Annotated in this window: 23 protein-coding genes and 2 pseudogenes; 6 read left to right on the forward strand and 19 right to left on the reverse strand. The window is 73.3% G+C overall.

Annotation, left to right across the window (positions count from 1 at the left end):
* Window positions 1–89: 89 nt before the first annotated feature.
* Window positions 90–274, forward strand: a pseudogene (locus OG617_RS06030) (carboxyl transferase domain-containing protein); the annotation flags it as partial.
* A gap of 113 nt (window positions 275–387) precedes the next feature.
* Here the strand turns inward: OG617_RS06030 and OG617_RS06035 are convergent.
* The 7 genes and pseudogenes from OG617_RS06035 to OG617_RS06065 form a co-directional block, all read right to left on the reverse strand.
* Window positions 388–732: pseudogene (locus tag OG617_RS06035) on the reverse strand (phosphotransferase); the annotation flags it as partial.
* A gap of 44 nt (window positions 733–776) precedes the next feature.
* Window positions 777–2221 (reverse strand): IS3 family transposase gene (locus OG617_RS06040; protein ID WP_405099428.1). Its coding sequence is split into 2 segments (ribosomal slippage): window positions 777–1852 and window positions 1852–2221, totalling 1446 coding nucleotides; the frame shifts between segments, so codons are not numbered across the junction.
* Between the two features lie 57 nt (window positions 2222–2278).
* Window positions 2279–2830, reverse strand: coding sequence for a phosphotransferase (locus OG617_RS06045; RefSeq protein WP_405099430.1), 552 nt, complete (start codon window positions 2828–2830; stop codon window positions 2279–2281).
* A gap of 375 nt (window positions 2831–3205) precedes the next feature.
* Window positions 3206–3424, reverse strand: a complete 219-nt coding sequence (locus tag OG617_RS06050) for a hypothetical protein (RefSeq protein ID WP_405099432.1) — start codon at window positions 3422–3424, stop codon at window positions 3206–3208.
* Between the two features lie 132 nt (window positions 3425–3556).
* Window positions 3557–3997, reverse strand: coding sequence for a VOC family protein (locus OG617_RS06055; protein ID WP_405099434.1), 441 nt, complete (start codon window positions 3995–3997; stop codon window positions 3557–3559).
* Between the two features lie 162 nt (window positions 3998–4159).
* Complete coding sequence (locus OG617_RS06060) at window positions 4160–4363, reverse strand: DUF397 domain-containing protein (RefSeq protein ID WP_405099436.1); 204 nt, start codon at window positions 4361–4363, stop codon at window positions 4160–4162.
* Between the two features lie 14 nt (window positions 4364–4377).
* A complete protein-coding gene (locus OG617_RS06065; protein WP_405099438.1) occupies window positions 4378–4602 on the reverse strand; it encodes a Scr1 family TA system antitoxin-like transcriptional regulator in 225 nt (74 codons plus the stop codon).
* Between the two features lie 150 nt (window positions 4603–4752).
* Between OG617_RS06065 and OG617_RS06070 the strand changes: the two genes are divergently transcribed.
* Both OG617_RS06070 and OG617_RS06075 read left to right on the forward strand, forming a co-directional pair.
* The gene (locus OG617_RS06070; RefSeq protein ID WP_405099440.1) at window positions 4753–5469 is read left to right on the forward strand and encodes a class I SAM-dependent methyltransferase; all 717 of its coding nucleotides are present in this window, start codon (window positions 4753–4755) and stop codon (window positions 5467–5469) included.
* 81 nt (window positions 5470–5550) lie between these two features.
* Window positions 5551–6192: a lipoprotein gene (locus tag OG617_RS06075; protein WP_405099442.1), complete on the forward strand. Its 642-nt coding sequence runs from the start codon at window positions 5551–5553 to the stop codon at window positions 6190–6192.
* A 93-nt stretch (window positions 6193–6285) separates the two neighbouring features.
* Here OG617_RS06075 and OG617_RS06080 read toward each other — a convergent pair whose 3' ends face one another.
* The 8 genes from OG617_RS06080 to OG617_RS06115 form a co-directional block, all read right to left on the reverse strand.
* A complete protein-coding gene (locus OG617_RS06080) occupies window positions 6286–7215 on the reverse strand; it encodes an ROK family protein (protein ID WP_405099444.1) in 930 nt (309 codons plus the stop codon).
* Window positions 7216–7252: 37 nt separating this feature from the next.
* The gene (locus tag OG617_RS06085; protein WP_405099446.1) at window positions 7253–8710 is read right to left on the reverse strand and encodes an argininosuccinate lyase; all 1458 of its coding nucleotides are present in this window, start codon (window positions 8708–8710) and stop codon (window positions 7253–7255) included.
* A gap of 65 nt (window positions 8711–8775) precedes the next feature.
* Entirely contained in the window at window positions 8776–9729 is a 954-nt protein-coding gene (locus tag OG617_RS06090; protein WP_405099448.1) for an amidohydrolase family protein, read from the reverse strand.
* The gene (locus OG617_RS06095) at window positions 9726–10664 is read right to left on the reverse strand and encodes a creatininase family protein (RefSeq protein ID WP_405099450.1); all 939 of its coding nucleotides are present in this window, start codon (window positions 10662–10664) and stop codon (window positions 9726–9728) included. Before OG617_RS06095 ends, OG617_RS06090 begins: the two co-directional genes overlap by 4 nt.
* Window positions 10661–12454 (reverse strand): ABC transporter permease, encoded by a 1794-nt coding sequence (locus tag OG617_RS06100; RefSeq protein WP_405099452.1) that lies wholly within the window; start codon window positions 12452–12454, stop codon window positions 10661–10663. Before OG617_RS06100 ends, OG617_RS06095 begins: the two co-directional genes overlap by 4 nt.
* Window positions 12451–13524 carry an ABC transporter ATP-binding protein gene (locus tag OG617_RS06105; protein WP_405099454.1) on the reverse strand — a complete coding sequence of 358 codons (1074 nt, stop codon included), beginning with the start codon at window positions 13522–13524 and terminating at the stop codon, window positions 12451–12453. Before OG617_RS06105 ends, OG617_RS06100 begins: the two co-directional genes overlap by 4 nt.
* A gap of 169 nt (window positions 13525–13693) precedes the next feature.
* Window positions 13694–14743 carry an extracellular solute-binding protein gene (locus tag OG617_RS06110; protein ID WP_405099456.1) on the reverse strand — a complete coding sequence of 350 codons (1050 nt, stop codon included), beginning with the start codon at window positions 14741–14743 and terminating at the stop codon, window positions 13694–13696.
* Window positions 14744–14780: 37 nt separating this feature from the next.
* Window positions 14781–15944, reverse strand: a complete 1164-nt coding sequence (locus OG617_RS06115) for an ROK family protein (protein WP_405099458.1) — start codon at window positions 15942–15944, stop codon at window positions 14781–14783.
* Window positions 15945–16359: 415 nt separating this feature from the next.
* Between OG617_RS06115 and OG617_RS06120 the strand changes: the two genes are divergently transcribed.
* Window positions 16360–19047, forward strand: coding sequence for a sugar-binding protein (locus OG617_RS06120; protein ID WP_405099460.1), 2688 nt, complete (start codon window positions 16360–16362; stop codon window positions 19045–19047).
* 221 nt (window positions 19048–19268) lie between these two features.
* On the opposite strand, the gene OG617_RS06125 is transcribed toward OG617_RS06120, so the two are convergent.
* The 4 genes from OG617_RS06125 to OG617_RS06140 all read right to left on the reverse strand — a co-directional run bounded on the left by OG617_RS06125 (window position 19269) and on the right by OG617_RS06140 (window position 25052).
* Window positions 19269–21599: a hypothetical protein gene (locus tag OG617_RS06125; protein WP_405099462.1), complete on the reverse strand. Its 2331-nt coding sequence runs from the start codon at window positions 21597–21599 to the stop codon at window positions 19269–19271.
* Window positions 21596–22612, reverse strand: a complete 1017-nt coding sequence (locus OG617_RS06130) for a glycosyltransferase family 2 protein (protein WP_405099464.1) — start codon at window positions 22610–22612, stop codon at window positions 21596–21598. The genes OG617_RS06125 and OG617_RS06130 overlap by 4 nt, the downstream gene beginning before the upstream one ends.
* A 105-nt stretch (window positions 22613–22717) precedes the next feature.
* Window positions 22718–24454 (reverse strand): glycoside hydrolase family 3 protein, encoded by a 1737-nt coding sequence (locus OG617_RS06135; RefSeq protein WP_405099466.1) that lies wholly within the window; start codon window positions 24452–24454, stop codon window positions 22718–22720.
* Window positions 24455–24560: 106 nt separating this feature from the next.
* The gene (locus OG617_RS06140) at window positions 24561–25052 is read right to left on the reverse strand and encodes a DUF3145 domain-containing protein (RefSeq protein ID WP_161691970.1); all 492 of its coding nucleotides are present in this window, start codon (window positions 25050–25052) and stop codon (window positions 24561–24563) included.
* A gap of 411 nt (window positions 25053–25463) precedes the next feature.
* Here OG617_RS06140 and OG617_RS06145 point away from each other — a divergent pair, with 411 nt between their 5' ends.
* Together OG617_RS06145 and OG617_RS06150 are read left to right on the forward strand one after the other, a co-directional pair.
* Window positions 25464–25793 (forward strand): hypothetical protein, encoded by a 330-nt coding sequence (locus OG617_RS06145; RefSeq protein WP_405099469.1) that lies wholly within the window; start codon window positions 25464–25466, stop codon window positions 25791–25793.
* A gap of 220 nt (window positions 25794–26013) precedes the next feature.
* A complete protein-coding gene (locus OG617_RS06150; RefSeq protein WP_405099471.1) occupies window positions 26014–26937 on the forward strand; it encodes an alpha/beta fold hydrolase in 924 nt (307 codons plus the stop codon).
* Window positions 26938–26940 lie beyond the last annotated feature (3 nt).

A 26940-nucleotide genomic window follows, 5' to 3' on the forward strand; every position in this document is an offset into this window, starting at 1 on the left:
TTCAGGCTCTGAAGGCGGATCTGTCCGGGCGACGCGGCCGGCATCGAGGGCGGGCACTACCTGACCGCCACGATGCCGGCCGCGTCGTCCTGCCCGGCCCGGGCCAGGAGTGGAACGGCGTGGCCCGGCGCGGGGCGAAGCTGCCGCACGGGTCCGCCGAGGCCGAGGTGCCCCGGGTGATCCTGGTGAGACCCGCAAGGCGTACGGCGGCGCGTACATCGCGATGAACTCCCGCTCGCTCGGCGCGACAGCCGAGTTCGCCCGGCCGAACGCGAGGCGTGTGGGACATGACCGGTGCCGTGGTGACGGAAGGCACCGCGCTGCTGCCGAAACTGCTCGCCGTGTGCAGACGTGCGGGGGCGCCAGAAATGGGCTGGTGCCGTTGGTTCAGCGGAGCCGGTCGAGCGCGGCCTGCAGGAACGTGTCTCGGCGTTCGTTCAGTATCGCGGCGGTCAGGTCGTGCCTGGCTTGGTCGTGGATGACGGGGGTGAACACGGCGAGGTCGCCCGGCTGGTTGAGCGCCGCGACGGCGTCCCAGTAGGCGAGGTTCTCAGCCTGCTCTCCGCTGGCCTCCTCCCATCCGGCGAGGACCGGTTCGGCCGCTTGCTGACCGAACATCAGCACCGCGTCCAGGCGCAGCGAACACAGGTCGATGCCGTGATGGCCCACGCCGGCCATGTCCCAGTCGAGCAGGCCGCAGAGCCTGTCGCCGTTCCACATCATGTTTCCCTGCCAAAGGTCGCGGAACTTGTCAAGGTCGGTGGGACCAGTGGGTGTTAAGCCGCATGGAGTAACGGCTGGTCAGCCGCCGGTTCGGGTGGGTTGATCCAGACGGTCTCGGGTAGGTGTAGCGCTTTGGGTCGGGGTCGGCGGGAGAAGCGTTCGGGGTTTGTGGTCCAGGCGGTGTCGAGGGCGTGGGCGCGTTGCTTCTGCTGGGTCGCGGTGTGGCCGTAATGGACGTCGGCGGGGGTGTGTAGGCCGATGCCGGCGTGGTGGTGTTCGTGGTTGTACCAGCCGAAGAACGTGTCGCAGAACGCGCGGGCGTCGGCCAGGGATCCGAAGCGTTCCGGGAACGTGGGGTGGTACTTCACGGTCTTGAACGCGGCTTCGGAGAACGGGTTGTCGTTGCTGACGCGGGGTCGGGAGTGTGAGCGGGTGACGTGCAGGTCGGCCAGGAGCGTCGCGACGCGTTTGGAGGTCATGGAGGTGCCGCGGTCGGCGTGCACGACCTGTGGGACGCCGTGGGTGGCGATGACGTCGGTGATGAAGTCGTGGGCGATGTCGGCGCTCTCGGTGGCGGCGACGTGGTGTCCGAGGACATACCTGGAGTAGATGTCGATCATGACGTAGGCGTCGTAGTAGAGGCCCTTGGTCGGGCCGGGGAGTTTGGTGATGTCCCAGGTGAACACCTGGCCGGGTGCGGTGGCGGTCAGCTCCGGGCGGGCCCGGGTGGGGTGTCGGGCCTGGCGGCGGCGGTCGACGACCTGGTTGTCGGCGCGCAGGATGCGGTAGAGGGTCGAGATCGAGGCCAGGTAGACACCCTCGTCGAGGAGCGTCGCGAACGTCTCGGTCGGGGTGGTGTCGACGAACCGGTCGCTGTCGAGCACGGCCAGGATCCGGGCGCGTTCGGTGTCGGACAGCCGGTTCGCCGGTGTCGGCCGTGGCGCGGGTTCATACATCACCGGCGGGCGGGAGCGTCGGTGGGCGGTGCTGCGGGCGATCCCGGTCAGCCGGGCCGCCACACGCGTCGACGTTTGCGCGGCCAGCAACGCCGTGTGGGCGTCGGTCAGGGCTTGGTCGGCCTGGTGTCGGTGTCCGCGCTCTCGGAGATCTCGGCCAAGAGCGCGTGTGCTTTTCCCATGATGTCCAACGCCGCCTCGGTCCGGGCGATCTTCCGGTTCGCCAACTCCAACTGACGGCGCAACCGGGCGATCTCGGCCTGCTCCCCACTCGGGCGCCCAACACTCTGGCCGGGCTTCTTGCCCTCCAGTAGGCCGGCGTCACGGGCCCGGCGCCACTCACTCATCAACGACGAGTACAAGCCGTTACGACGGAGATAGCCATTGCCGTCACCCTCGGCGACAGCCTGCTCATACTCGGCGAGCAGCCGCAGCTTCTCCCCGGGAGCGAACGAACGCCGCCGTGGCCGCTCCGCTCGAGGTCCATCGGTCGTCATGACCCCATCGTGCCCGACGGGCAGGCCAGTCCTGGAAATCGTCATCGAAGGAGAATCCATCCTCGCCCCGGGCGGGCTCTTACTTGCTCTGAACCGCTGGTCTCACCCAACCCTGACACCCAGGGGCCTCGCAATCAGGTCGTCTGCGGCTGCCAACAACGATGTGGTGTGGTTGGTTCCCAGCCGCCGTTCTCCCGCGAAGTCGCTGGCCGGGATCGGGCGGGTGCGCGTCGGTAGCTCTGTTGACGGCTCGGCGGTGATGGCGTGCAGGGCTGCGGCCGCCGCGCCCATGACACGCAGCCGTTCCGGGGTGGGCTCGATCGGGATCGCGCTGCGCCCGCGCACGACGGTCTCCAGCACCGCCCGTGTCCCGGCAGAACTGCCGGTGGCATCAAACCCCAGAATCCGCGGCGCCGGGACGCGCCGTTCGTCGGCCAATCGCAGCGCGGCGATCTCGGTGGCCAAGCCGCCGGAATCGTCGGGCCGCGCAGTCTTCAGTACCGCCTCGATCGTCCGACCCTCGTGCTCGATCTGCAAGGACCAGGGGTTGTCACCTTCCCGCAGCCCCTTCGCCGCCACGACCGACGCACCATGGCCTATGAGGCCGGCCGCCCAAGCGAGCGCGGCCTCGGCCGGCTTCCTCGACGCCGTCACATCCGGAGCCTATGTGGTCACCAGCGGGAGTCGACAGCCGAGCAGCGGGACGGAACCCTGCTTCCACCGCCTCAACCACGGACCCTGTGCGGCATTTCGGTGCCGGTCATTGGCTTGCTTCTCCCGGGTCTGTCTGACTCATACGGATTTCTCGACGTCCGGCCGGTGCCAACGGCCAACCTCGGTACCCCGGACTGGCGGGCGTTGACGTTGCGCCAGCGCCTGAAGGGCCGCCCGAGCGTGGTCCAGCGCCGAACTCTGTTCAATTCTCATCAAAGGGCCCGCATCCCCTCCGACTTCCCGGCAGGGCTGAACCTGATCTTCTCAAGTACGACCCGGCTCGGGGGTCAGGCTGGGCCTCGGCTCGGTTGCGGGTCAGGCGCGGTTGCGGGGGTGCTGCCGCGCGGCGCGTTCGTTACCCCGCCGGTAGTTGCCGGTCCACCGGGCCATCACCAGTTGCGGGTCGCCGTCGACCTCGGCGAGGAACTCCGCCGCCCGGCCGCCTCGCAGCGTGCCGGCCACCCTCCCGTGGTGCGTGATCACCACCGACCCGTCCGCCCGCTGGGCGTACACGAAACCCTGTGCTTCTCCCATGCCCGGCACACTCCCACCCCGCCCACACCCCCCGCACCCCGATTTCGCCCGGACACCGGACAGATCTTGGAAGGAAACGGCCCCTCCAGGGGCCGAAATCCTCCAAGATCTGTCGCGGGGCGGCGTGGGCGGCTAGTCGGGAGCTTTTTCGGCGAGGATTCCGGTGCCCTGGCCGAGCTCGATGAGATAGCCGTCGGGGTCGCGCAGGTAGCACCGGATCTCCACGCCGTGGTCCTTCGGCTCGGTGAGGAACTGCCCGCCGCGCGAGCGCCACAGCTCGTAGACGGCGTGCACGTCCGTCACCCGGACGTTGAGCGCGCTGTGGAGCACGTTCGGGTCCGTCGGCGCCTGAGCGACGACGGTCGGCTTGTCGTCGGTCGGGCCGCCCTCGTCGTTGATCACGAGGTAGCTGTTGTGCAGCCGGAGGATGGCGGGCTGGCGCTCCCGTACCACCGTCGCGCCGAGCACCGTCCGGTAGAACTCACGCGAGCGTTCCACGTCGCGCACGATCAACAGGTGGGTGAGCACCATGCCGTGTTCCGGCTGGAAGTAGTCCGGGGCCTCGTTCGTCACTGCCGCCTCCCTCGGGAGCCCGTCGGGTACCCGCGGGCGGCCACGGCACACCTGGAACGCCTGGTCACACCCGTCAACGGACAGCTCCGAGGAGACCCGGCAGGCGGCCTGAATCCGCCGCCTGCCGGATCAGGCGCCCTGTCGGATCAGGCGCCCCGTCGGTCAGGCCGCCTGCCGGGCGGGGACGCGGAGGTCGGTGACGAAGGCCCGCCAGGAAGAGAGGGCGAAAGCGAGGGTGCCGGCGTCGCGGGCCTTGGAGTCGCGGACCAGCACGACGCCGGGCAGGTTGTCGGCGACCTCGACGCAGTTGCCACCGTTGGTGTTGCTGCGGGTGGCGGTGCGCCAGCGGGGGTGGGCGGTGCTCACAGCTCGTTCACCTGCTACAGGATCAGGTCTCTGGACTGGTCGCGCGGCAGGGCGACCGCACGCACAGCTTCCCACGCCTGCTCCAGCGCGGAAACCTGCTTCGGGTCGGCGACCACCCGCCCCTCCAGCTGGTCCTCCAGGAAGGCCAGGTGGTCGCCGCCGGCCGCCTCGGCGAGGGTGAACGCGCCGGACTGGCCGATATAGGGGCCCGCGCCGTACGGCACGACGTGCACCAGCACCCGGGTCCGCAGGACCGGGGCAACGCCGACCCACTCCGGGCAGGCCCGCCGCCCGACACCGGGCGTTTCCGCACACCCGGGCGGGGCGGACGGGGCGGGCGGGGCGGGCCGCTAGGGTGGGATCCGCCGAGACCCTGCGAGGAGCACGCCGTGGAAGCGACCGAGATTCGCAAGCTCGCCGCCCTGGAGGACACCCACTGGTGGTACCGGGAGCGGCGGGCCCTGCTGGCCCGGGCGCTGCGCCGGCTCGCCGCCACAGGCCACTCCCCCGGGCGGGCGTTGGACGTCGGCGCGGCCGGCGGCGGCAACACCCGGGTGCTGCGGGCGCACGGCTGGCGTCCGGTGGCCCTGGAGTACAGCGTGGAGGGCGCCGGGGTGGCCCGCGAGCGCGGGCTCGACGTGATCCGGGCCGACGCCCGGCATCTGCCGCTGCCCTCGGCGAGCCTGGGCCTGGTGACCGCGTTCGACATCCTGGAACACTTCGACGAGGACCACCTCGCAGCCGCCGAGATCCGCCGCACCCTGCGCCCCGGCGGCGTCGCCCTGATCGCCGTACCGGCCGACATGGCGCTCTGGTCGGCGCACGACGTGGCGGTCGGTCACGTCCGGCGGTACGACCGGGCGTCGCTGCGCGCCGTGGTGGAGAAGGCGGGCCTGGTGGTCGACGAGCTGTGGAGCTGGAACGTGCTGCTCCGCCCGGTGGCGGCCTGGCGGCGGCGGAAGTCCACCGGCAGCGACCTGGACGACCTGAACCCGGTGGTCAACCTGGGCCTGCGGACCATCGTCACCGCCGAACGGTACCTGCCGGTGCGCTCCCTGCCCGGGGTGTCGCTGATGCTGCGCGCCCACCGCCCGACGGCCGACTGACCCCGACGGCCGACCCGCTAACATCCACCCGCTGTCCGGGGTGGACCGGGCGGCGCGGACGACCACGGGGGAAGTAAAACGGTGTTTCGACGTATCGGGGCGGCCGTACTGGCCGTGCTCACCATCGCGACGGCGACGGGCTGCGCCGAGGACGGGACGCGGTCGTCGGCGGCCCGGGCCGGCCCCGCGCTGTCGCCCTTAGTGTCCGGCCCGCCCTGGTACGACGACGTGGCCCCGGCCGAGGCGGGGGTCACCGTCGGGGCGAAGGGCACCCCCTGCGAGCTGCCGATCACGTTCTCGCTGCCGGCCCGGTGGGTCGCCGAGCCGGTGGGCGACGCGGCCGGGGTGACGCTGGGCGGGTCGCGGCTGCGCTGCGAGGTCGACGCGAAGCCGGCCGACAACGTGGGGTTCCTGCGGGTCTGGGCGGTCGACGCGGCCCCCCTCGGCGCGCGGGCCTCACTGGAGGAGTTCCTGGCCGAGTACGGCCGGATCAGCGAGATCGAGTACCGGCGGGTGCGGCGCGGCCCGCTGGACCTGGTGGAGGCCACCTACCTCCAGCAGGACGGGCTGAGCGGGGGCCCGAACCGGCACCGGGCGTTGGGCGCGAACACCTCCTCCGGCGGGGCCGTGCTGCTGACCCTCGGCGGGATGGACACCGGCGAGTTCGAGGCGATGTTCCCGGCGTACCAGCTCGCGACGAGCACCCTGCGGCCGACCGGCTGAGCGGACCCGCCGGTTCCGGGTGCAGTTGTCGCGACCCTGGCAGCAGCCCTGGCAACAACAACTGCACCCGGAGAGTAGCGCCCCGCAAGCGGGTCAGCGGGGGGCCGGGACCGCCTCGCGGGCCAGGACGACCGCGCCGAGCAGCGCGGCGTCGTCGGCGAACCCGGAGAGCACCACGTCGGGCCGGTACGGCAGCACGGCGGCCAGCCGCTCGACCAGCAGGCCACGGATCAGCTCGCTGCCGGCCACCCCGCCCACCAGCACCACCCGCTGCGGGTCGAGCAGCAGGCAGCAGGTGACCAGGTGGCGGGCCAGCTCGTCGACCCGGGCGGTCAGCGCGTCCCGGGCCGGGCCGGGCCGCTCGGCGGCGGCGGCCAGCCCGGCGGCCGTCCCCGGAACCCCGAGTTCGTCGGCGAGCCGGTCCAGCGCCCGGCCGGAGAAGTCCAACTCCAGCATGGTGCCGGGCCACGGGCCGCCCGCCACGGCGTACCCGATCTCGCCGGCCGCGCCGTGGTGCCCGGCCAGCACCGACCCGCGCACGGTGAGCGCCGCCGCGACCCCGGTGCCGAGGCCGACGACCAGGCCGGGGTCGGCGTCGCGGAGCGCGCCGAAGCGCAACTCGGCAAGGGCTGCGGCGTTCAGGTCGTTGTCGACCGCCACCGCCGGCACGCCGAACCGGTCGCGGACCGCGTCGGCCAGCCGGAGCCGGTCCCAGCCGGGCACGTTCGGGGCCAGGTCGATGCCGTCGGGCCGGACCACCCCGGGCGAGGCGATCCCGGCCGCCGCGATCGGGCCGCCGACCTCCCCCACCAGCTTCGCGGCCAGGTCCAGCGCGCGGTCCAGGGCCTGCTGGGCACCCTGTTCGGCGTACGTGGGCACGCGCTCGCAGGCCAGCAGCCGGCCCTCGCCGTCGGCCACCCCGACCGCCATCTTGGTGCCGCCGAAGTCGATGCCGAGCAGCGCGGGCGCGTCACCGGCCACCGGCGCGGGCTGGGCGACCCGGCCGGCCAGCCGCACGCTCACAGCTCAGTCCCGTCGGTCGTGTCCGGGATGCCCGCGCTCATCGGGCCGCTCGCTCGGCGGCCACGGCGTCCAGCGCCTCGTCGGCCCTGGCCAGCCTGTCCCGCACGGCGGCCAGCCGGCCGGCGACGGTGTCGAAGGTGCCGCGCAGCACGGTCACCTGAGCCCGGACGGCGTACGCGCCGGGGCCGTCGACCTGGGCCCGGTCGAGCACCAGCTCGGGGCGGACGGCGGCGGCGATCAGGTCGCCGATCGCGTCGTCGTCGAGCCGGTCGGTGATGCCCTCGGCCGCCGCCCGGACGCCCTCGGGGGTCCAGGTGTCCGGGGCGCCGCCCCGGACCAGCCGGCCGACCACCGAGTGGGCGGCCCGGAACGGCACCCCGTGCCGGGTCAGCGCGTCCGCGGCGGCCGTGGTGGTGGCCCCGGAGGCGACGATCTCCTCCCGCGACGGCGGCTCCAGCGGCTCGATCTCGGCGAGGAAGCCGCCGAGCAGGGCGAAGAACCGGTCGGTGCGGTCGTTGCTGTCCCACAGCCGCACCTGCACGTCGGTGGTGGCGTTGTTGGAGTCCTCCCACCAGGCCGCGCCCACGTTGTTGAGCACGCTGGCGGCGTCGGCTGCGGTGGCCCCGGCCATCGAGACCAGGTGCTCCAGCACCACCGGGTTGCGCTTCTGCGGCATGATGCTGCTGCCCTGGGTGAAGTCCCCCGGGGTGGTCACCCAGCGCCAGGTCAGCCAGTCCATCAGGGTGCGCGCCAGCCGGGCCCCGGTGGCCAGGGCCTGGGCGTTGAGGGTGCCGACCCGGATCAGGTGGTCGGCACCGGCCACCGCCTCGTACGAGTTGGTGACCAGGCCGCCGAAGCCGAGCAGCTCCGCCACCCGGGCCGGGGCGATGTCCAGGTCGGTGCCGGCGAACGCGCAGGAGCCAAGCGGCGAGGTGTTGATCTGGTCGATCAGGTCGGCGTACGCGACGGCCTCGCCGGCCAGGGCCTCGGCGTACCCGGCGAGGGCGTGGCCGATGGTGGTCGGCTGGGCCGGCCGGCGGTGGGTGTAGCCGGTGATGACCACGTCGGCGTACCGGTCGGCGGAGTCCAGGGCGGTGGCCCCGGCGGCGAGCACCCGGTCGAGCACCCCGAGGAGCTGGTCACGCAGCAGGATCCGGAACACCCCGGCGTCGAGGTCGTTGCGGCTGCGCGCCATCTGCACGTCCAGCTCGGACGTGGGGATGCCGCACGCCTCGGCGATCCGCTTCTCCATGAGGTAGTACGTGTCCTCGAAGCTGCCGTCGAAGGCGGGCGCGGGGCCGGTGTCGGCGCGCAGCTCCGCCAGCCCGCGCAGCAGCCGGGCGCCCCGCGCGGCGGGGATCAGCCCCTGCTCGGTCAGCATGACCACGTGCGCCTGGCTGGCCCGCACCATCGCCGGGTAGAGGTACCCGACGTGGTGGTCGTATGTCGGCCGCAGGTGGTGCCGCTGGTAGGTGGTCAGCGCGGGTGTGCTCATCAGGAGTCTCTGCTTCCTTCCAGGCCGGGTGCGGCGCTGTTCGCCGCGCCCGGACGTCAGCCGGTCTACTCGTGCACGCCGAGCAGGCGCTCGGCGTTGCCGGCGAAGATCGCGCGGAGGTGCTCGTCGGGCAGGCCCAGTTCCCGGCAGATCCGGAGCTGGTCGTCGAGGTAGCGGGTGACGTACCCGCGCGGGAACCACGACGAGTCGCTGCCGTACACGATCCGGTGCGGGCCGATGGTCTCGTAGCAGCGCCGGAACAGCTCCTCCAGCGTGAGCTTGTACGGCATCCAGCGCACCCACTGGTTCGACCCGGACGTGTCGACGTGGATGTTCGGGCAGCCCCAGGCGGCGAAGAGCAGGTCCTGCACGTGCTGGACGCCGAAGTGCGGCACCACCACGGCCAGCTCGGGGAAGCGGCGGGCCATCCGGGCCAGCTCGTCCGGGCCGCCGTACCGGCCGTGGGACAGGCCGCCGGCGCTGCCGTAGTGCCCGATGTGGATCAGCACCGGCACGCCGAGCCGCTGGGCGGTGGACCAGAGCGGGTCCAGGTCGGCGTGGTCGAGGGGCCCGCGCAGCAGCGGGGCGAACAGTTTCAGCCCGCGCAGGCCGCGCTCGGTCACCGCGCGGTCCAGCTCGCCGGCCGCGTCGGGGCCGTACGGGTCATGGTGGGCGAGGCCGAGCAGCAGGTCCGGGTGCCGGTCGACGACGTCGGCGACGGTGTCGTTGCCCCCGCCGGTGACGAAGACGGCCCGGCGGACGTTCACCCGGCGCAGCTCCTCGGCCCACCGGTCCGCCTCGTCCTGCCAGCGCTCGGCCGGGGGCTCCGGGTCGGGGAAGGCCCACGCCTGCCGCCACTGCCGGGAGTACGGGGCGGAGCCGGCGGCCCGGACGGCCCGCTCGTGCTCCCCGCCGGGGTGCATCCCGGCGGCGTGCTCACACGCCTGGATGGTCTGGTCCGCGCCGATGCGGAAGTGCAGGTGGAAGTCGACGATGTCGAGTCCCCGGTCGACGGTCATAATCCCCCCTCGGAGGCAGGCAGCGGGTTGGCGGTGGGCGGGGCGGGCGGCGGGGCGGCCACCCAGGCGGCGACGACCTCGCGCAGCCGCGTCCCGGCCAGCTCCCGCACCCGCCGGCCGGCGGGCTCGTCGGCCAGCGAGATGTGCCCGGACCAGCCCTGCCACGGGTCGGGCCGGGACTCCACCAACACGTACGGGTGGGTCACCGGCAGCTTCGGCTTCGGCGGCAGGTCGTCGACCGCGCCGAGCCGGACCGCGCCGGGGTCGAACCCGAGCACCCCGGAGGTCTCGTACGCCCCGCCGTGCCCGCGCGAGACCAGCGGGCCGTACAGCTCGACGGTCTCGGCGGGGGTGACGAGCTGGAACCAGTTGACCAGCAGCAGGCTGGCGGTCCGCCGCCCGGAGACCCACTCCATCGCGGCCCGGACGGTGGACATGTTGGCGTCGTGCCCGTTGACGATGAGCAGCCGGGGGAAGCCGGCCGCGACGATGCCCTCGATCACGTCGGCCAGGTAGCCGACCGCGATCTCGGGCCGGATCGCCACGGTGCCGGGCCAGGGCCGGGTCTGGCCGGGGCAGGCGGCGTACGGCACGGCGGGGAAGAGCACCCCGCGCGGGCCCACCGCCGGCCGGCCACCGGCCGGGGTCGCGGCCTCGTCCGGGGTCCCGCCACCGGACGAGGCCGCGCCGTCCCCGGCCGAGAACGCGCCGGAGCTGGTCGCGCTCTCGGCGGCGAAGCCCTCGGCGAGGATCAGGTCGGTGCCCAGCGGCAGGTGCGGGCCGTGCCACTCGACCGCGCCGACCGGCAGCACCGCGAAGTCCGCCGCCTCGGCGACGGCCGCGAGTTCCCCGCCGGGAACCCGGGACACGGGCACCAGGCCGCCGCCGGCGAGCCAGGCGGCGATGTGGTCGCCGTCGGGGTTGCTCCGCGTCACGCCGTCCACTTCGCCGCCTCCCGGGTCGATCGCCCGCCGCCCTCGAGCCGGCCGGAGACCACCATCACCACGAAGATCAGGACCACCTGGAGCATGCCGTACGCGGCGGCGGTGCCGACCTCGAACGAGTACATCCGGTTGTTGATCTCCACCGAGATCGGTGCGGTCTCCGAGGTGTAGATGAGCACCGAGGCGACGAACTCGCCGACGCCGTGCACGAAGGCGAGCAGCGCGCCGGCCAGCACGCCCGGCAGCATCAGCCGCAGGGTGACCGTGCCGAACGCCCGCCACCAGGACGCGCCGAGGTTGCGGGCGGCCTCCTCCAGCGACGGGTCGAGCTGCGCCAGGGCGGCCGAGCTGGACCGGAACACCAGCGGCAGGAACCGCACGAAGTACGCCAGCGGCATGATCCAGAAGGTGCCGATCAGCACCTGGCCGAAGCTGAACGCGTTGCCGGTGCTGAACGCCGAGATCAGGTTGATCGCCACCACCGTGCCGGGCAGCGCCCAGGCCAGCATGACGGCCACGTCCAGCAGCCCCCGGCCGCGGAAGTTCAGCCGGCGCACCGCGTACGCGATGAGCACGCCGACCACGACGCAGGCGACGGTCGCGATCAGGCTCATCTTGAGCGAGTTCAGGATCGGCTGGAACGCCCGGGGCTCGGAGAAGATCGTGACGAAGTTCTGCATGGTGTACTGCGCCGGGATCACCTCGGTGGTCCACGAGCCGTCCGCGGAGAACGCCACCAGGGCGATGGTCGCCACCGGGGCCAGCAGCACGGCCGTGGCCAGCAACGACGCGGCCAGGGCGAGCCACTTGCCCAACGGGTTGGTGATCTCGCGCCGGTGCGCGGCGACGCCCTTGGACTGGGAGCGGTAGCTGCGCCGCCCCTCGTACCAGCGCATGCCGAGCAGGAACAGCACCGAGACCACGCCGAGCACGGAGGCGTACGTGGAGGCCATCGGCAGGTCGCCGTTGGTGCGGTTGATGTAGATCTGCATGGTCATCGTCTGGTCCACCCCGAACAGCAGCGGGGCGGTGTACGACGCCAGCGAGGTCATGAACACCAGCAGCGACGCGGAGACCAGCGCCGGGGTGAGCATCGGCAGCAGCACCGTGCGCCAGACCCGGACCCGGCCGGCCCCCAGGTTGTACGCCGCCTCCTCCACCGACGGGTCCATCCCGCCGAGCGCCGCCGAGGCGGACAGGTAGAAGTACGGGTACATGGTGAACGTGTGCACCACCAGCACCCCGGCGATGCCGCTGAACGGCAGCACCGGGTTCTCCGCGCCGAAGAGCTGCTGGAGGCCGCGCGGCAGGATGCCGGTCTCGCTGTAGAGGAGCTGGAAGGAGATCGCCCCGATCAGCGGCGGCAGGGCCGCCGGCACCAGGATGATCGCCTCGATCAGCTTGCGCCCGGGGAACGAGAAGCGCTTGAGCAGGAACGCCATCGCCACGCCGACGACCCCGCAGAGCAGCACGCTGGCCGCGGAGATGATCAGCGAGGTGACCAGGGAGGACCGGGCCACCCCGTCGCTGGTGAGGAAGCTGCCGTAGTTCTCCACCCCGTCCACGCCGACGCTCTCGGCGAAGGTGGCGAACATCGGCTGCACCACGTACCCGAACAGGACCAGCACGAGCGGGAACACCAGCACGTACGGGAACCAGCGGGAGCCGGTGCCACCGGCGAACCGGGCGGTGAGCCGGCGGCGCGGGCCCGGGGGCGGCGTCGGGTCCTTCGTCACCGGCGCGACGGTGGCCGGGGTGGGGGTAGCGGGGATGGTGCTCACGGGCGCACCACCCACATCCGCTCGCGGTTGAGCCGCAGCCCGACCTGGTCGCCGACGGCGATCCCGGCCGGCACCTCGACGGCGGCCACCTGCACCTGTTCACCGGCGGTGTCGACGACCAGGTTGGTGGCCATGCCGGTGAACTCCAGGTCGACGACCCGGCCGGGCAGCGCCCCCGGGTCGGTGGTCGAGGTGAGGCCGATGTGCTCGGGCCGCACGGACACCAGGGCGGTCTCCCCCTGGCTCAGGCCGTGGTCGGTCGGCGCGGGGACGACGATCTCCCTGCCGCCGGGCAGCCCCACCGTGAGGGTCTCCGCCGTGGCGGCGAGCACCGGCAGGGTGAGTACGTTGCTGCGGCCGATGAACCGGGCCACGAAGCTGGTGGCCGGGCGGTGGTAGATCTCCTGCGGGGCGCCGATCTGCTGCACCCGGCCGGACTGCATGACCGCGATCCGGTCCGACATGGCCATCGCCTCGGCCTGGTCGTGGGTGACGTAGATGCCGGTGGTGCCGGCTTCCTTCTGGATCCGGCGGATCTCCGTCCGGGTCTCCTCGCGCAGCTTGGCGTCGAGGTTGGACAGCGGCTCGTCCAGCAGCAGGGTCTTCGGCCGGATGACCAGGGCGCGGGCCAGCGCCACCCGCTGCTGCTGGCCGCCGGAAAGCTCGTCGATGCGCCGCTCGCCGTACCCGGCGAGGTGCACCTGGCCGAGCGCCTCCTCGACCCGCCGCCTCGACTCGGCCCGGTTGACCTTGCGAATCTTCAGCCCGTACGCGACGTTCTGCGCGACGCTCATGTGCGGGAAGAGCGCGTAGTTCTGGAACACCATGCCGGTGTCGCGCTTGTTCGGCGGGCGCCGGGTGACGTCCTCCGTGCCGAACCGGATCCGGCCCGAGGTGGGGAAGTAGAACCCGGCCACCATGCGCAGGGTGGTGGTCTTGCCGCAGCCGCTCGGGCCGAGCAGGGTGAAGAACTCCCCGGCGGCGATGGTGATGTCGACGTCGTCCACGGCTGCGGTGTCGCCGCCGCGCGCGAAGCGCTTGCTCACCGACTCCAGCGTGACATCGATCATGATGTCTTCTCCTTCTGCGGTACCGGATCGGGGCCGGTCGGGTGACGGGTGGCGGGAGACCGGGGGACGGGCACTTGACGCCTCTGGTGGGAAAGGGCTCCCGTCCGGGTGCCCCGCTAGCGGGCGGCGCCGGGGGCGGGAAGGTTCCCGCCCCCGGCGCCCGCGCTGGTCAGCCCTTGTTCTTGATCTGGCTGTTCCAGTGGTTGATCCACTCGGTCTCGTTCTTGCCGATCACGTCCCAGTCGACGTCCAGCGGCTTGAGGTTGAGCTGGGCCAGCCACTCCGGCTTCTCGGCGATGTCCACGGCCGGGATCTGGAAGTAGTCCTTGGCCAGGTCGGCGCGGAGCTTGTCGTCGAAGAGGAACTCCATGAACTTCTGCGCGCCGGTGGTGTTGCCGCCCTTGACCGCGGCGATGCCGTCGACCAGCACCGGGGCCCCGGAGGCCGGCATCACGAAGCCGAACGGCATGTTCGACTGGTTGGCCTGGAGCAGGACGTCCTGGAGGTTCCAGGCGCTGAGCGTGCCCTGCTGGCGGGAGAGCTTGAGGTACAGGTCGGCCGGGTTGGCCGCGTACGAGCCGGTGTTGGCGTCGAGCTTCTTCAGCCAGTCGTAGCCGGGCTGCGGGTTGCTGCCGTCCGGGGACTGCCGCGTGATCATCGCCGAGTAGATCGACCGCATGGTGCCGGACGCGGCCACGTCCCGAATGATGATCTTGTCCTTCCACTCCGGCTTCAGCAGGTCGTCCCAGTCCTTCGGGGCCTGCTCCGGGGTGAGCGCCTTGTTGTTGTACATGATGACCTCGGGCAGCAGGATCTCCCCGAACCAGCGGCCCTCGGCGTCCTTGTACTTGGCGTCCATCTTGCCGGCGAACGCCGGCTGCCAGCCGGTCAGCAGGTCCTCGGACGCGCCGGCGGAGAGCCCCTGCTGGGTGCCGCCCCACCAGACGTCGGCCTGCGGGTTGGCCTTCTCCGCCCGGACCCGCTCCAGGATCTCCTGCGCGCCCAGGTTGAGGATCTCGACCTTGCCCTTGTACTCGGGGTACTTCGCGGTGAACTGGTCCACCACGAAGGTCGAGACCTTCTTGTCGCGGGCCGTGTAGATGGTGAGCTTCTCGGCGCTCGAGCCGCCGGACGCGTCGTCGTCACCGCCGCCGCCGCAGGCGGTGCCGGCGACGATGACGGTGGCGAGCGCACCGGCGAGGAGAAGACGACGTCTCATGGGGTACCTCCGAGGGGAATAAGGGGAAACTCGTGGGTCAGGGGCTGGGGAGCAGGATCGGCAGGCCGGCCGCGGCGGCGGAGAGCGCGTAGCTGACCGCGCCGTGCAGCACGGCCCGGTCGCCGAGCACCGCCCGGCGGACCTCGGTGACGCTCGGCGCGGCGGCGTCGACCAGCGACTGGAGCCGGTCGACGGCCGGGTCGTCGAGCTGGGCGGCGGCCCCGCTGAGCAGCACCCGACCGGGGTCGATGACGCAGACGCAGGAGACGATCAGCCGGGACCAGGCGGTCAGCACCTCGTCCAGGTACGCGGCGGCCCGCTCGTCGGCGCGGGCCAGCTCGACCAGGGCGGCCACCGGCGCGTCCGGCCGGCGCCCGGGGGCCAGGGCCACCACCCGCTCGGCGATGGCGTTCTCCGACCAGCGGGCCTCGAACGGGCCGATCCCGTCGTGGCCTCGGTCGGCCGGGTCCAGCGGCAGGAAGCCGACCTCGCCGGCGGCCCCGCCCGCGCCCCGGCGGACCTGGCCGTCGAGCACCAGGCCGGCGCCGATGCCGTCGGCGACGTGCAGCAGCAGCAGGTCGGCGACGTCGCTGCCGGCGCCGGCCGCGTGCTCGCCGGCCGCCATCAGGTTGACGTCGTTGTCCACCACCACCGGCACCCCGAGGTGCCGCTGCACCGACTCCCCTATCGGCCGGCCCTCGACGAGGCCGACCGAGGGAGCCAGCCGGACCGCACCGCCGGAGGAGACGCCGGGCGCGGCGATGGCCACCCCGCGCAGCGCCGGCAGGCCGTCGCCGGCCAGCTCGGGCACCGAGCGGCAGATGGTGTCGATGATGTCGCCGGTGAGCCGGACGGCCCGGTGGGCGACCACGGTGCCGTCGCTGTCGGCGATCTCGCAGCTGATCCGGGACGGCTCCAGCGAGACGGCGGCGACCAGCTCGGCGCGCGGGTTGAACTCCAGCATCGCCCGGGGGCGGCCGGAGCGGGACGCCCCGGGCCCCCGCTCGATGAGGTACCCCTCGGCGATCAGCTCGCGCACGAGCGGGGTGAGCGTGGCGGGGCTCAGGCCGGTGAGCTCGGTCAGCTCGGCGCGCGAGAGCAGCCGAACCTGGCGGGCGGTGGAGATCACGGACAACCGCTTGATCTCCTTCGACCGCTCCCGGCTCACCGGGCTCGTTGGTGGCGTCACCACGTCAGTCACACTTCCTTCCTACGGCGAACGAACTATGGAGTCAAGTAACAAAACGATCTCGGGCTCCGACAAACCCCTCCGCGAACAGGGGAAACATCCCCTTTGGCGACGGCAGTCGGGGTGGGCGCATGCGGCCACGCAGGCACTTACGAGGGCAGTTCGGGCACACTTTCTTTCTTTTGCAAAGAAAGAAAGTCCTTGCAAAGCATTGACGGGCCGCCGCACCGGTCCTTAGCGTCACCGGGCGAAGGCCTTCCAGTGTGTACGGACCACCGTGCCGCTGCTGTCCCCGGTGACCATGCGCCCGTCGGCGCCCACCGTCCCGTCCCAACCCACTCGCCGTCCGATCACGACTCTCGCGTCGACGCCCCGCGTCCGACGACGGTGGTCGCTGCCCGGACCTCGTGGTTCCGGAAGGATCTGCATGCGAATCAAGGCGTTCCTGCTACCCACGGCGCTCGCCCTGGCCCTGTCCGGGGTGCCCACCGCCGCTCTCGCCTCCCCCGCCTCTCCCACCGACGCCGTCGACCTGGACGTCCTCTTCGTCAGCGCCCACCCCGACGACGAGGCGGGCAGCCTCGCCACCCTCGGCCAGTGGAAGGAGCGCTACGGCGCCAAGGCCGGCGTCGTCACCATCACCCGGGGCGAGGGCGGCGGCAACGCCGTCGGCCTCGAGGAGGGCCCGCCGCTCGGCATCATCCGGGAGCGCGAGGAGCGCACCGCGATCGGCAAGGCCGGCGTGAAGAACCTCTACAACCTCGACCGGGTCGACTTCTGGTACACCGCCTCCGCCCCGCTGTCCGAGCAGATCTGGGGGCACGACGACACCCTGGCGCAGATCGTCCGGGTGATCCGGCAGACCCGGCCCGAGATCATCATGACGATGAACCCGTCGCCGACCCCGGGCAACCACGGCAACCACCAGCAGGCCGCCCGGTTCGCCGCCGAGGCGTTCCAGGCCGCCGCCGACCCGGCCGCGTTCCCGGAGCAGATCAGCAAGGAGAAGCTGAAGCCGTTCCGGGCGGCGAAGTTCCTGCGCTCCGGGGGCACCGGCACCTCGGCCGCCGGGCCGCAGTGCGCCACCAGCTTCGTACCCACCGTGCCGACCGACCAGGTCTTCGGCGTCTGGGAGGGCACCCCGAGCGCCACCGGCAAGACCTGGGCCGCGATCGAGGTCGACGCCCGCCGGGAGTACGTCACCCAGGGCTGGGCCAACAGCGGCGACGCCTCCACCGACCCGACCAAGATTCGCTGCGACTTCTACACCCTGATCGACAGCCGCGTCCCGTACGACCCGGCGGACACCTCCCCCGAAGCGATCCTGCGCGGATCCGTACTGCCGAACGCGGCCGGCGGCCTGCCCAAGGGCGCCGAGCTGTACCTCACCACCGACCGGTTCGACCTCGCCCCCGGCGAGACCGTCGAGGTCACCGCGCACGTGCGAGCGCCCCGGGACCGGGCACTGGCCGCGCCGCGGATCGACCTGCGGCTGCCGCAGGGCTGGACCGCCAAGGGCTCCGGGACGCTGAACAGCGCCGTACCGGCGGGCAAGGAGCGGACCAGCAAGTTCACCGTCACCGTGCCGGCGAACAGCGACACCAACCAGCAGCAGCTCATCGGCGCGACCCTGACCACCCGCCAGGGCGTCGGCCGCACCGACCGGGCCGTCCGGGTCGTCGCCGACGTGCGCGGCACCCTGGAGCCGCTGGAGGAGGTCGGCGTGTTCCGGCAGTGGGCCGGCGAGGGCGGATACCCGCAGCTCGACACCCTGATCAAGCCGGTGCTCACCGTCGGCTCCGGCCAGAGCCGGGCGGTCCGGATCGACCTGCGCAACCACGGCGAGGCCGCCCAGAGCGGCGCCGTCACCCTCGGCCTGCCCGCCGGCTTCACCGCCGACGCCGCGACGAAGAGCTACGCCGACCTGGCCCCCGGCGCGACCGGGGCGGTCACCTTCAACGTGACTGCCGACGCCAGCCTGCCGACCGCCAACGAGGGCGGCACGGGCGGCGATTACGGCATCACCATCACCACCACCAGCGCCGCCGGCAGCACCGTGGAGACCGGCGCCCTGGAGATCGTGCCGACCACCGAGGTGCCGCAGGCCGGTCACGACCACGCCGTCGACGGCGTGGCCTCCCCCGGCGAGTACCCCGGCGCGGAGCTGGACTTCTCCCGCATCTGGGAGGGGCAGGCCACCACCCCGCAGGACGCCTCGGCGAAGGGCCACATCGCCTGGACCGCCGACGCGCTGAAGGTGTACGTGCAGGTCACCGACGACGTGCTCGGCACGAAGGTGGTGCCGCAGGACTGCAAGCGGCAGCGCCGCACCGACAGCGTGGAGATCATCGTCGACCCGAAGGGGAACTCGGCGGACACCTCCACCGTGTTCAAGGCCGGCATCTTCCCGATCACCGACGACCCGGCCAACGGCAACCCGCCGTGCTGGCAGCGCGACGCCGACAACCGGCAGGGACCGGGCGCCACCACCGCGCCGGGGATGACCGTGGTCAGCAAGGTCACCAGCCCGTACGCGGGCTACACCATCGAGGCGAGCATCCCGTTCTCGGTGCTGCCCGACGCGGTGGACCCGGCCCGGATGGGCTTCAACGTGCTGGTCTACGACTCGGACACCCAGGACCTCAGCTCCCAGTCGCGGCTGGGCTGGTCCACCTTCAACGGTGTCCGGGCCGACCCGTACCGCTACGGCCTGGCCACCCTGCCCGGATACACCCCGGCGCAGCAGCAGCCCAGCGCCCCGGTGTTCCCGGACACCTCCGCCCGCAGCGTGCACAGCCCGCAGACCATCGCCCAGTCGGCGGTGGACGGGGTGGCCCCGGCCGCCGTGGCCAAGCTGCCCGAGAAGGCGCTGCGGCTGACCGACCAGCGCCGGGTGGCCGGTGGGGTGCTGGTCACCCTGCGGGCCGACCGGGCCGGCACGGCGTACCTGTACGCCTGGAACGGCACCACCGCCCTCGGTGACCGGACCGTCGAGCTGACCGCCGGCCGCCCGGTGACCGTCGTGGTCCCGGTCGCCTCGGGCCGCCCCAGCGCCCTGCTGACCGCGTTCGAGTCGAACGGCTCGGCCCTGGCCAGCAAGCTCCCCCTGAGCTGACGCGCCAGAAGGGCCCGTCGGTGACGCGTTCGCGTCACCGACGGGCCCTTCGCCCGTCCCCCCGCGCCCTTCGCCCGTCCCCCCGCGCCCTTCGCCCGTCCCCCCGCGCCCCGCGCCCCGCGCCCCGCGCCCCGCGCAAATTCTCGGAAAGAGTGGCCTTCCGGCGCTTCATGACCACGAATTCCCAGAACTTGCGCGGCCTGGGTGGGGGTGGGTGGGGGTCAGCGTAGGTGGTAGACGGCCATTCGGGCGTTGGTGTAGCGGAGGTCGGCGAGGGTCGCCAGGGTCGGGGACTCCGGGGCGACCTGACGGTCGACGACGAGCCAGCGGACGCCGTAGGAGTCGCGCAGCTCCGCCAGGCCGGCGACGGTGGGGGCGGTGAACGCGGCGTCGTTGGCCCGCAGCCGCTCCTGATCCCAGAACGGCGCGTACGGGCCTCCGGGCAGGCCGACCATCCGGGGCGCGAACGCCCACCCCTCCACCAGCACCGACCGTTCGGTGTACCCGCTCAGCCAGAACGACCGGGCGTCGCACCAGCCGCTGACCACCGCCCGGCAGTGCACGTTGGTGGCCACCACGTCGCCCGGGTCGCTGTGCTCGTGCACCCAGCGGGCAGCCGCCACCCGGGAGGCCGGCATCCGCTCCGCCGGGTACGCCCCGCCGTTGGGGAACCGGTTTGCGGCGGCGGCGTCCAGCACCAGCCCCGGCGCGCCCGCGACCAGGGCGGCGGTGAGCAGCATCGCCGGGCCCCGGCCGGCCAGCCCCGGCCAGCGCCCGACCAGCGCCGGCCAGCAGAGCTGCACCAGCAGCGCCACCCCCAGCAGCGCCGCCGCCCAGGTCAGCAGCGGCAGCACCGACGCGTACGACGGGGTGGCCGGCGAGGCGGCCGGGAAGCGCAACTGGACGGCGGTGAGCAGCACGGCGAACCCGGCCGCCCCCGCCCCGAGCAGCGCCCGGCCCCGGGCACCCAGCGCGGCGGAGTCCAGCAGCTCCACCCAGCCCCACGCGGACAGGATCACCCCGAACGCGAACCCGGCCCGGGTGAAGTACTGGTTGCTGCTGCCCGGGTGCCCCACCAGCAGGTAGATCGCCGGGCCGGCGAGCGCCCCGCCGAGCAGGAACACCTGCACCGGCTCCAGCCGCCAGCGGCGCAGCCGCAGCAGCGCAGCCACCCCGGCCAGCCGGAGCTGGAGGTTCAGCAGGAACGCGACGAAGACCAACACCCACTGCAGCGCCGTCGTCCCCGCCGGCCGCCCCGACAGGACGTACGGGCGCAGCCCCGAGAACGGGTCCACGCTCACCCCGTGGCTCTCGAACGCGAACAGCACCGCCGTGGCGAAGAGCTGCGCGGCCAGCGCCAGCCCGGCCGCCGCCAGCACCACCCGGGGCAGCCTGCGGCGGAACGCCAGCGACACCGCCGCGACGAACGCCAGCGCGGCCAGCACCACCGGCACCGAGCTGGCCTTCGCCCCGGTCGAGGCGGCCAGGAACAGCGCGGCGAGCACCCACGCCCCGCGCCCCAGCGCCGGCACCGCCGAGCCCCGGGCCCGGCCGACCAGCTCACCCAGCGCCGCGATCAACGGCAGCAGCAACACCCAGCTGTACGTCATCGACGGGCTGCCCCAGACGATGAAGGTGGCCTGGGTCCCGAAGAGCTGGCGGACCCCGTTCTCGTAGCCGAACTCGCCGACGGTGAACATCAGCGCGGCGGCGACCACCCCGGCGTACGGCCGGCCGGTGACCCGCCAGCCGACCACCGCGACCAGCACGGCGGCCAGCGCGCAGAGCGTCGGCACGCCGAGCCGGAAGAAGACCGTCGGCAGGTCCACGCCGCTGACCAGGCTGGCCGCCGCGAAGTGGGCGAAGCCGAACCAGTGGTAGTGCAGCGGCTCCCCGGCGACCTGCGGCACGTCCAGCGGCGCCTGGTGGGTGGCCGCGCCGGCCAGCGAGAGCTGGAACGCCAGGTCGATGTACTGCGCCTGCCCCTCGTCGGTGGGCAGCACCGGGTTGACCCGCAGGAACGACTCGTACAGGTAGAGGGTGAACCCGGCGACCACCCCGGCCAGCGCCCACGCCCACCCGGTCGGCACCGGGGCGTACCCGGACACCCGCCAGTGCCGGCGCAGCCGGGGCACCGCCGCGAACGGCGCGAGCACCGCCAGCGGCCAGAGCCACAGCAGGTGGGGCACCCCGGCGGCGGTGAACACCGCCCAGCCGGCCAGCTCCAGCATCAGGCCGACGGCCGCGCCGAACGCCAGGTCCTCGACCAGGGTGTGCGGCCGGCGGCGCAGCGCCCGGAACACCAGAGTGCCGGGCAGCAGCACGGCCAGCAGCAGGTACCCGGTCCACCGGGCCAGGTCGGCAACCGGGGTTCCGGTGCCGAGCAGGACGGCCACGATCACGGCGTAGCTGGCGACGGCGGGGGCGTACCGCAGGACGGCCGGGCGGGCCGCCCGGGCCGCGAGCCCAGCCGCGCCGGACGGGCCGGGGCCGGATGGGCCGGGGCCGGATGGGCCGGGGCCCGACGGGTCTCCGGTGGCCAGTGCGGTCACCGGAGGCTGTCGGCCAGCTCGGCCGGCCCGCCGGGGCCGGCCGGGGCGGCGCCGGCCTCCGGGGCCGGATCGGTGTCGGTGTCGGTGTCGGTGGCCACGAAGTACGCCGGGCGGGCCTGCACCGCGGTGTAGATCCGGGCCACGTACTCGCCGAGTAGGCCGAGGCAGAGCAGCTGCACCGCGCCGAGGAACAGGATCGCCACGTACAGCGAGGGCCAGCCGGTGACCGTGCCCCCGGCCAGCCAGGCGACGACCGCCACCACCACCAGCATCCCGCAGACCGCCACCCCGGCCAGCCCCAGCCAGGTGGCCACCCGCAGCGGCGCGGCGGAGAAGCTGGTGACGCTCTCCGCGGCCAGCCCGGCCATCCTGGACAGCGGGTACTTCGTCCGGCCGGCGGCGCGTTCCTCACGCTGATAGGCCACCTCGCCGCTGGGGAAGCCGAGCCACGGCACCACCAACCGCAGCACGGGGCTGCGCTCGGGCAGCTCGCGCAGCGCCTCCACGGCCGCCCTGCTGAGCAGCCGGAAGTCGCCGGCCTGGGCGGGCACCTGCTTGCCGACCAGCCGGCGCATCAGCCGGTAGTAGCCGGCGGCGGTCCACCGCTTGAACCGGGTGTCCCGGCTGCGGTCGGCGCGGACCCCGTAGACGATGTCCAGGCCGTCGGCGCGGGCCCGGCGCAGCATCTCGGCGATGGTCTCCGGCGGATCCTGGAGGTCGGCGTCGATGCTGACCACGTACCGGCCCAGGGCCCGCAGCAACCCTGCGACCAGGGCGGCCTGGTGACCGCTGTTGCGGCGCAGCCGCAGCACCCGCAGTTGCGGCCAGCGGGCGCGCAGCCCGGCCAGGCCGGCGGCGGTGCCGTCGGTGCTGCCGTCGTCGACCGCCAGCACCTCGTACGGCTCGTCGAGCGCGTCGAGGACCGCGCGCAGCCGCCGGGCGAACAGCGGCAGCACGCTCTCCTCGTTGAACATCGGGACCACCACGGACAGTGCCGGCTCCGGTCGCGTCACGGGGCTGGCCTCCGTCTCGTCTGCGCAGTCGGACAGCCGAACGCTATCAGCCGGAGCCCGGCCCGAAGGCCCCCGCGCGCGACCCTGGATGCCGCGCCCGCCGGGTCAGTTGCCGCAGGCCGTGGCGGGCAGACCGGAGACCGGCACCGGGGACCGGCCGGCCGGTCGGGCCTTGCCGGCGAGCACGTTCGCCAGCGCGGTCATCGACGCCCGGCCGGAGGAGTACGTGGCCAGCAGCGTCGGTGACTTCGCCTTCGCAAGCAGGTACGGGGTGTCCATCGCCACGGTCACCGCGGCGTCGGCGCTGAGATCGGCCGTGCCGTCGCCGTACCCGACGAGGTGCACCCTCGTGCCGCCGCTCGGGACCACCTTCACCCCGGCGGCGGTGAGCGCCTCGGTCAGCAGGTCCCGGGTCTTCTCCCGTCCCCCGGAGGAGGTGACGGTGACCGGGCCGCGCACCCCGGTCGCGCAGGAGCCGCGCAGCACGGTCACCGCGCCGGCCGCCAGTGCGTCCGCGGCCTGCCGGTGCTCGGGGCTGTTCAGCGTGGACATCGCCGGGGCGGGCGTGTCGGCCAGGGTGAACTTCATGGTCAGCACCCGGGTGACCGCCTCGACCAGCCGGGCCCGGGGCAGCGAGCCGTCGCGCAGCGCGGCGAGCAGCCCGTCGTACGCCTGGGTGACGTTCGGGGGCATCAGGATCAGGTCGTTGCCGGCCTTGAGCGCCCGCACCGCCGCCTCCCCCGGCGCCCAGCGCTTGGCCGGCGGCATGTTCATCCCGTCGGTGACCACGACGCCCTTGAACCCGAGCTGGCCGCGCAGCACGTCGGTGAGGACCTTGTGCGAGAAGGTGGCCGGGGTGCCCGGGTCGATGGCGGTGACGTCGAGGTGGGCGGACATCACCGCGAGGGCGCCGGCGTCGATCCCGGCGGTGAACGGCGGGAACGCGGTGCCGTCGAGCACCTTGCGGCTCTGGGTGATCACCGGGACGTCCTTGTGCGAGTCGGTGGCGCTCAGGCCGTGCCCGGGGAAGTGCTTGACGCTGGCCGCCACCCCGGCGCTCTGCAACCCCCTGACCGCGCCGGCGACCTGCGCCGAGGCCCGCTTCGGGTCGGCGCCGAAGGACCGGGAGCCGATCACCGTGCTGCGGGTGGCGAGCACGTCGGCGACCGGGGCGAAGTCCATGTTGATCCCCATCGCGGCCAGCTCGGCGCCGGCGGCCCGCCAGGCCGCCTCGGTCAGCGCCGGGTCGCCGGCCGCCCCGGCGGCCATCGGGCTGGGCAGCAGGGTGACGCCATCGGTGATCCGGGTGACGATGCCGTGCTCCTGGTCGGTGCCGACCAGGAAGGGCGCGGCGCCGGTGGGGAGCTTCCCGGCTGCCTCGCGCAGGCCGGTGGTCAGCTCGCGGACCTGCTTCGGGTTGTCGACGTTGGTGGTGGTCTGGTTGCCGGCGGTCGGGTCGTCGGCGCTGAAGCCGACCAGGATCAGCCCGCCCAGCCGGTACTTCGCGACCATCTCCGCCGGGGTGGCCACCCCGGCGAGGGACCGGTTGCCGGCGGCGGAGCCGTCCGAGACCTTCGTCGCCGAACTGCCGTACGCGTACGGCATCAGCACCTGGCCGACCAGGTCCTCGTCGGCGAGGGTGCCGATCAGGGCGGCGGCCCGGGCGGCCGGGTCGGCGGCGGCGGGCGGGCTGCCGGCCGCGGTCGGTTCCGCCGTGACCGTGCTGGCCGACGGCGTGGGACGGGGCCGGTCCGGCTCCCCCGAGCATCCGGTGACGAGCACAGCGGTCAGGGCGGCGAGCGCGACGCTGGCACGTCGCGGGGTAATCGACACGCGGACCATCCCACCAGTCCACCCCTTATCAGGGCAACTTGACCTGGTCAAACATCACCCCGTCGGGCGTGTCGAGGGCAGCGCCACCCCTGCTGGGGACGCGCGGTGGCGCGGTTCAGCCGACCCGGGTGAGCCGGGTCACCGGTGCGCCGTCGCCGGCGTACCGGTAGGGCTCAAGCTCGGCGTCCCACGCGGTGCCGAGCGCCTTGTCGAGGGCGTGCGCCAGCGCCTCCGGGGCCCGGGCGGCGGCCATGACGGCGCGCAGCCGGTCCTCGCCCAGCTGGATGTCGCCGGCCACGCCGACGGTGGCCCGGAACAGTCCCCGGCCCGGGACGTACATGAAGCGCTCGCCGTCGACGCCGGCACTCGGTTCCTCGGTCACCTCGAAACGGATCATGGGCCACTGCCGAAGGGCAGCAGCCAGCTCGGCGCCCGTCCCCGGGCGACCGGTCCACCCGCACTCGGCGCGGCGGGCGCCGGGATCGACGGGCTGAGCCGTCCACTGCAGGTTGACCGGCGCGGCGAGGACGCGCGCGATCGCCCACTCGACGTGCGAGCACACGGCGAGCGGGGTCGAGTGGACGTATACGACGCCACGCGTTGGCACGGTGACCTCCCGGAGAGCGAGGTGCGTCTTCCCCTACGACCTCGACCACCCGAGTGGCTGTTGCAACACATGATGACTGGTGGGACGGATGGTGCGCCAGAGAATCGGGGAATTCGCCGGAACCGGTGCTCGGATCCACCCCGCCAGGGGTGCCCGGCGCGGCCGTCCCGGGGCGTCCGGAGCGGCCGCTCCCGGGCGGGCGGGCGGGTCGACCCGGCGGAATGTCGGGCCGGCGTCCGTGGTTGTGTCCCTCAGACAGGCACGGTGACCAGCCAGGCATCGCGGTCGTGTAAAGTTCTCTCGGCGGCTTGTTGCCGCGCACAACTTCGGCGGGTCGAGGCTCATCCCGAGCGTCACCCGCCACAGCCCCCGGACGTTACCGTCCTCCCGTACGTCTCAAGGAGTACCTCCGTGGCGAGCAACACCTCTAAGACCGCGCGCGCGTCAGTCCGGGCCGGCCAGGCAGGCCAGGGTGGCGCCCTCAGCGTGCTGGGCGAGTTCAAGTACGTCATCCCGCTCAACGGCGGCAAGCACGCCTACGTGCGCAACCTGACCAACGGCAAGACCGCGCACCTGCGCACCGACTCCGAGGCCTTCGTCGAGGAGATCCGGGTGCTGGCCGCAGCCGGCCACGCCGTCAAGATCCGGGCCGAGCTGAACAACCTCGCGGCCACCCACCCGGACCACGGCTGGGACGCCACCGAGAAGCGCCTCGCCGAGGCCGGCGTCTTCGGCGGCTGAGCCAGCCCACCGCGACACCACGAACCGCCCGCCGGTCGACCCGGCGGGCGGTTCGTCGTCTCCGCCTCCCACCCACCGTCACCTCCCACCCACCGGGGGGCGTCGGCCGGGTGCTCTTCCTTCCCCTTGGAGGGTTGGCGTGGTGTCATGACGGGTAGCCGGTGTTACCGCCGGGTCACCAGGTGGCGAAGTTCTCGTGGCGGCCCGAGGGGAGGCGGCGATGCTGGAACAGACCGAGGTGCGGCTCGCCGACGACGTACGGCTGCACGTCGAGGTGTCCGGGCCGGCGGACGCCGAGGTCACCGCGTTCCTGCTGCACGGCTGGACGCTGGACGGGCGGAGCTGGCACCGGCAGCTCGCCGGGGTCCGCGAGCGGTTCGGCGGCCGGGTCCGGGTGGTGACCTACGACGCCCGGGGGCACGGCCGGTCGAGCTGCATGGCGCTGCGCACCGCCACCCTCGCCCAGCTCGGCGACGACCTGGTCGCCGTGCTCGACGCGGTCGCCCCGGCCGGGCCGGTGGTGCTGGTCGGGCACTCGATGGGCGGCATGACGATCATGGAGTACGCGCACCGCCACCCCCGGCACTTCGCAGCCCGCACGGCCGGGCTGGTCTTCGTCTCGACCACGGCCGAGGGGCACACCCACACCGCCTACGGCCTCTCCCCGCGCATCGCCCGGCTGATCCGGCTGGCCGAGACCGCCGGGGCCGGGGTGCTGGCCCGCTGCGGCGCGTGGCGCCCGCCCCGGGCGCTGCTGCGGGCCCTGCGGCCCAGCATCCGCTGGATGCTCTTCGGCGATCACTGCGAGCCCACCGACATCCGACTGGTCACCTCGGCGGTGGCCCGCGCCTCGCTGCGCTCGATCGGCGGCTTCCGGGCCTCGATCGGGACGCAGCACCGGCTGGACACCCTCGCAGCGCTGGCCCGCCTCCCGGCGGCGGCGCTGGTCGGCGACCGGGACCGGCTCACCCCGCCGCCGTGCGCCGAGTCGATCGCGGCGGCGCTGCCGGCGACCGAACTGACCGTCTGCCCGGGTGCCGGGCACATGCTGATGATGGAGCGGCCGGACCAGGTGAACGCCGCCGTGGCCGGCGTGCTGCACCGGGCCCTGGCGGCCGCGCCACACCCGGCTTCCCCGGCCTGACCG

Source organism: Micromonospora sp. NBC_01412, from assembly GCF_045040215.1.
Lineage (GTDB): Bacteria > Actinomycetota > Actinomycetes > Mycobacteriales > Micromonosporaceae > Micromonospora > Micromonospora rubida.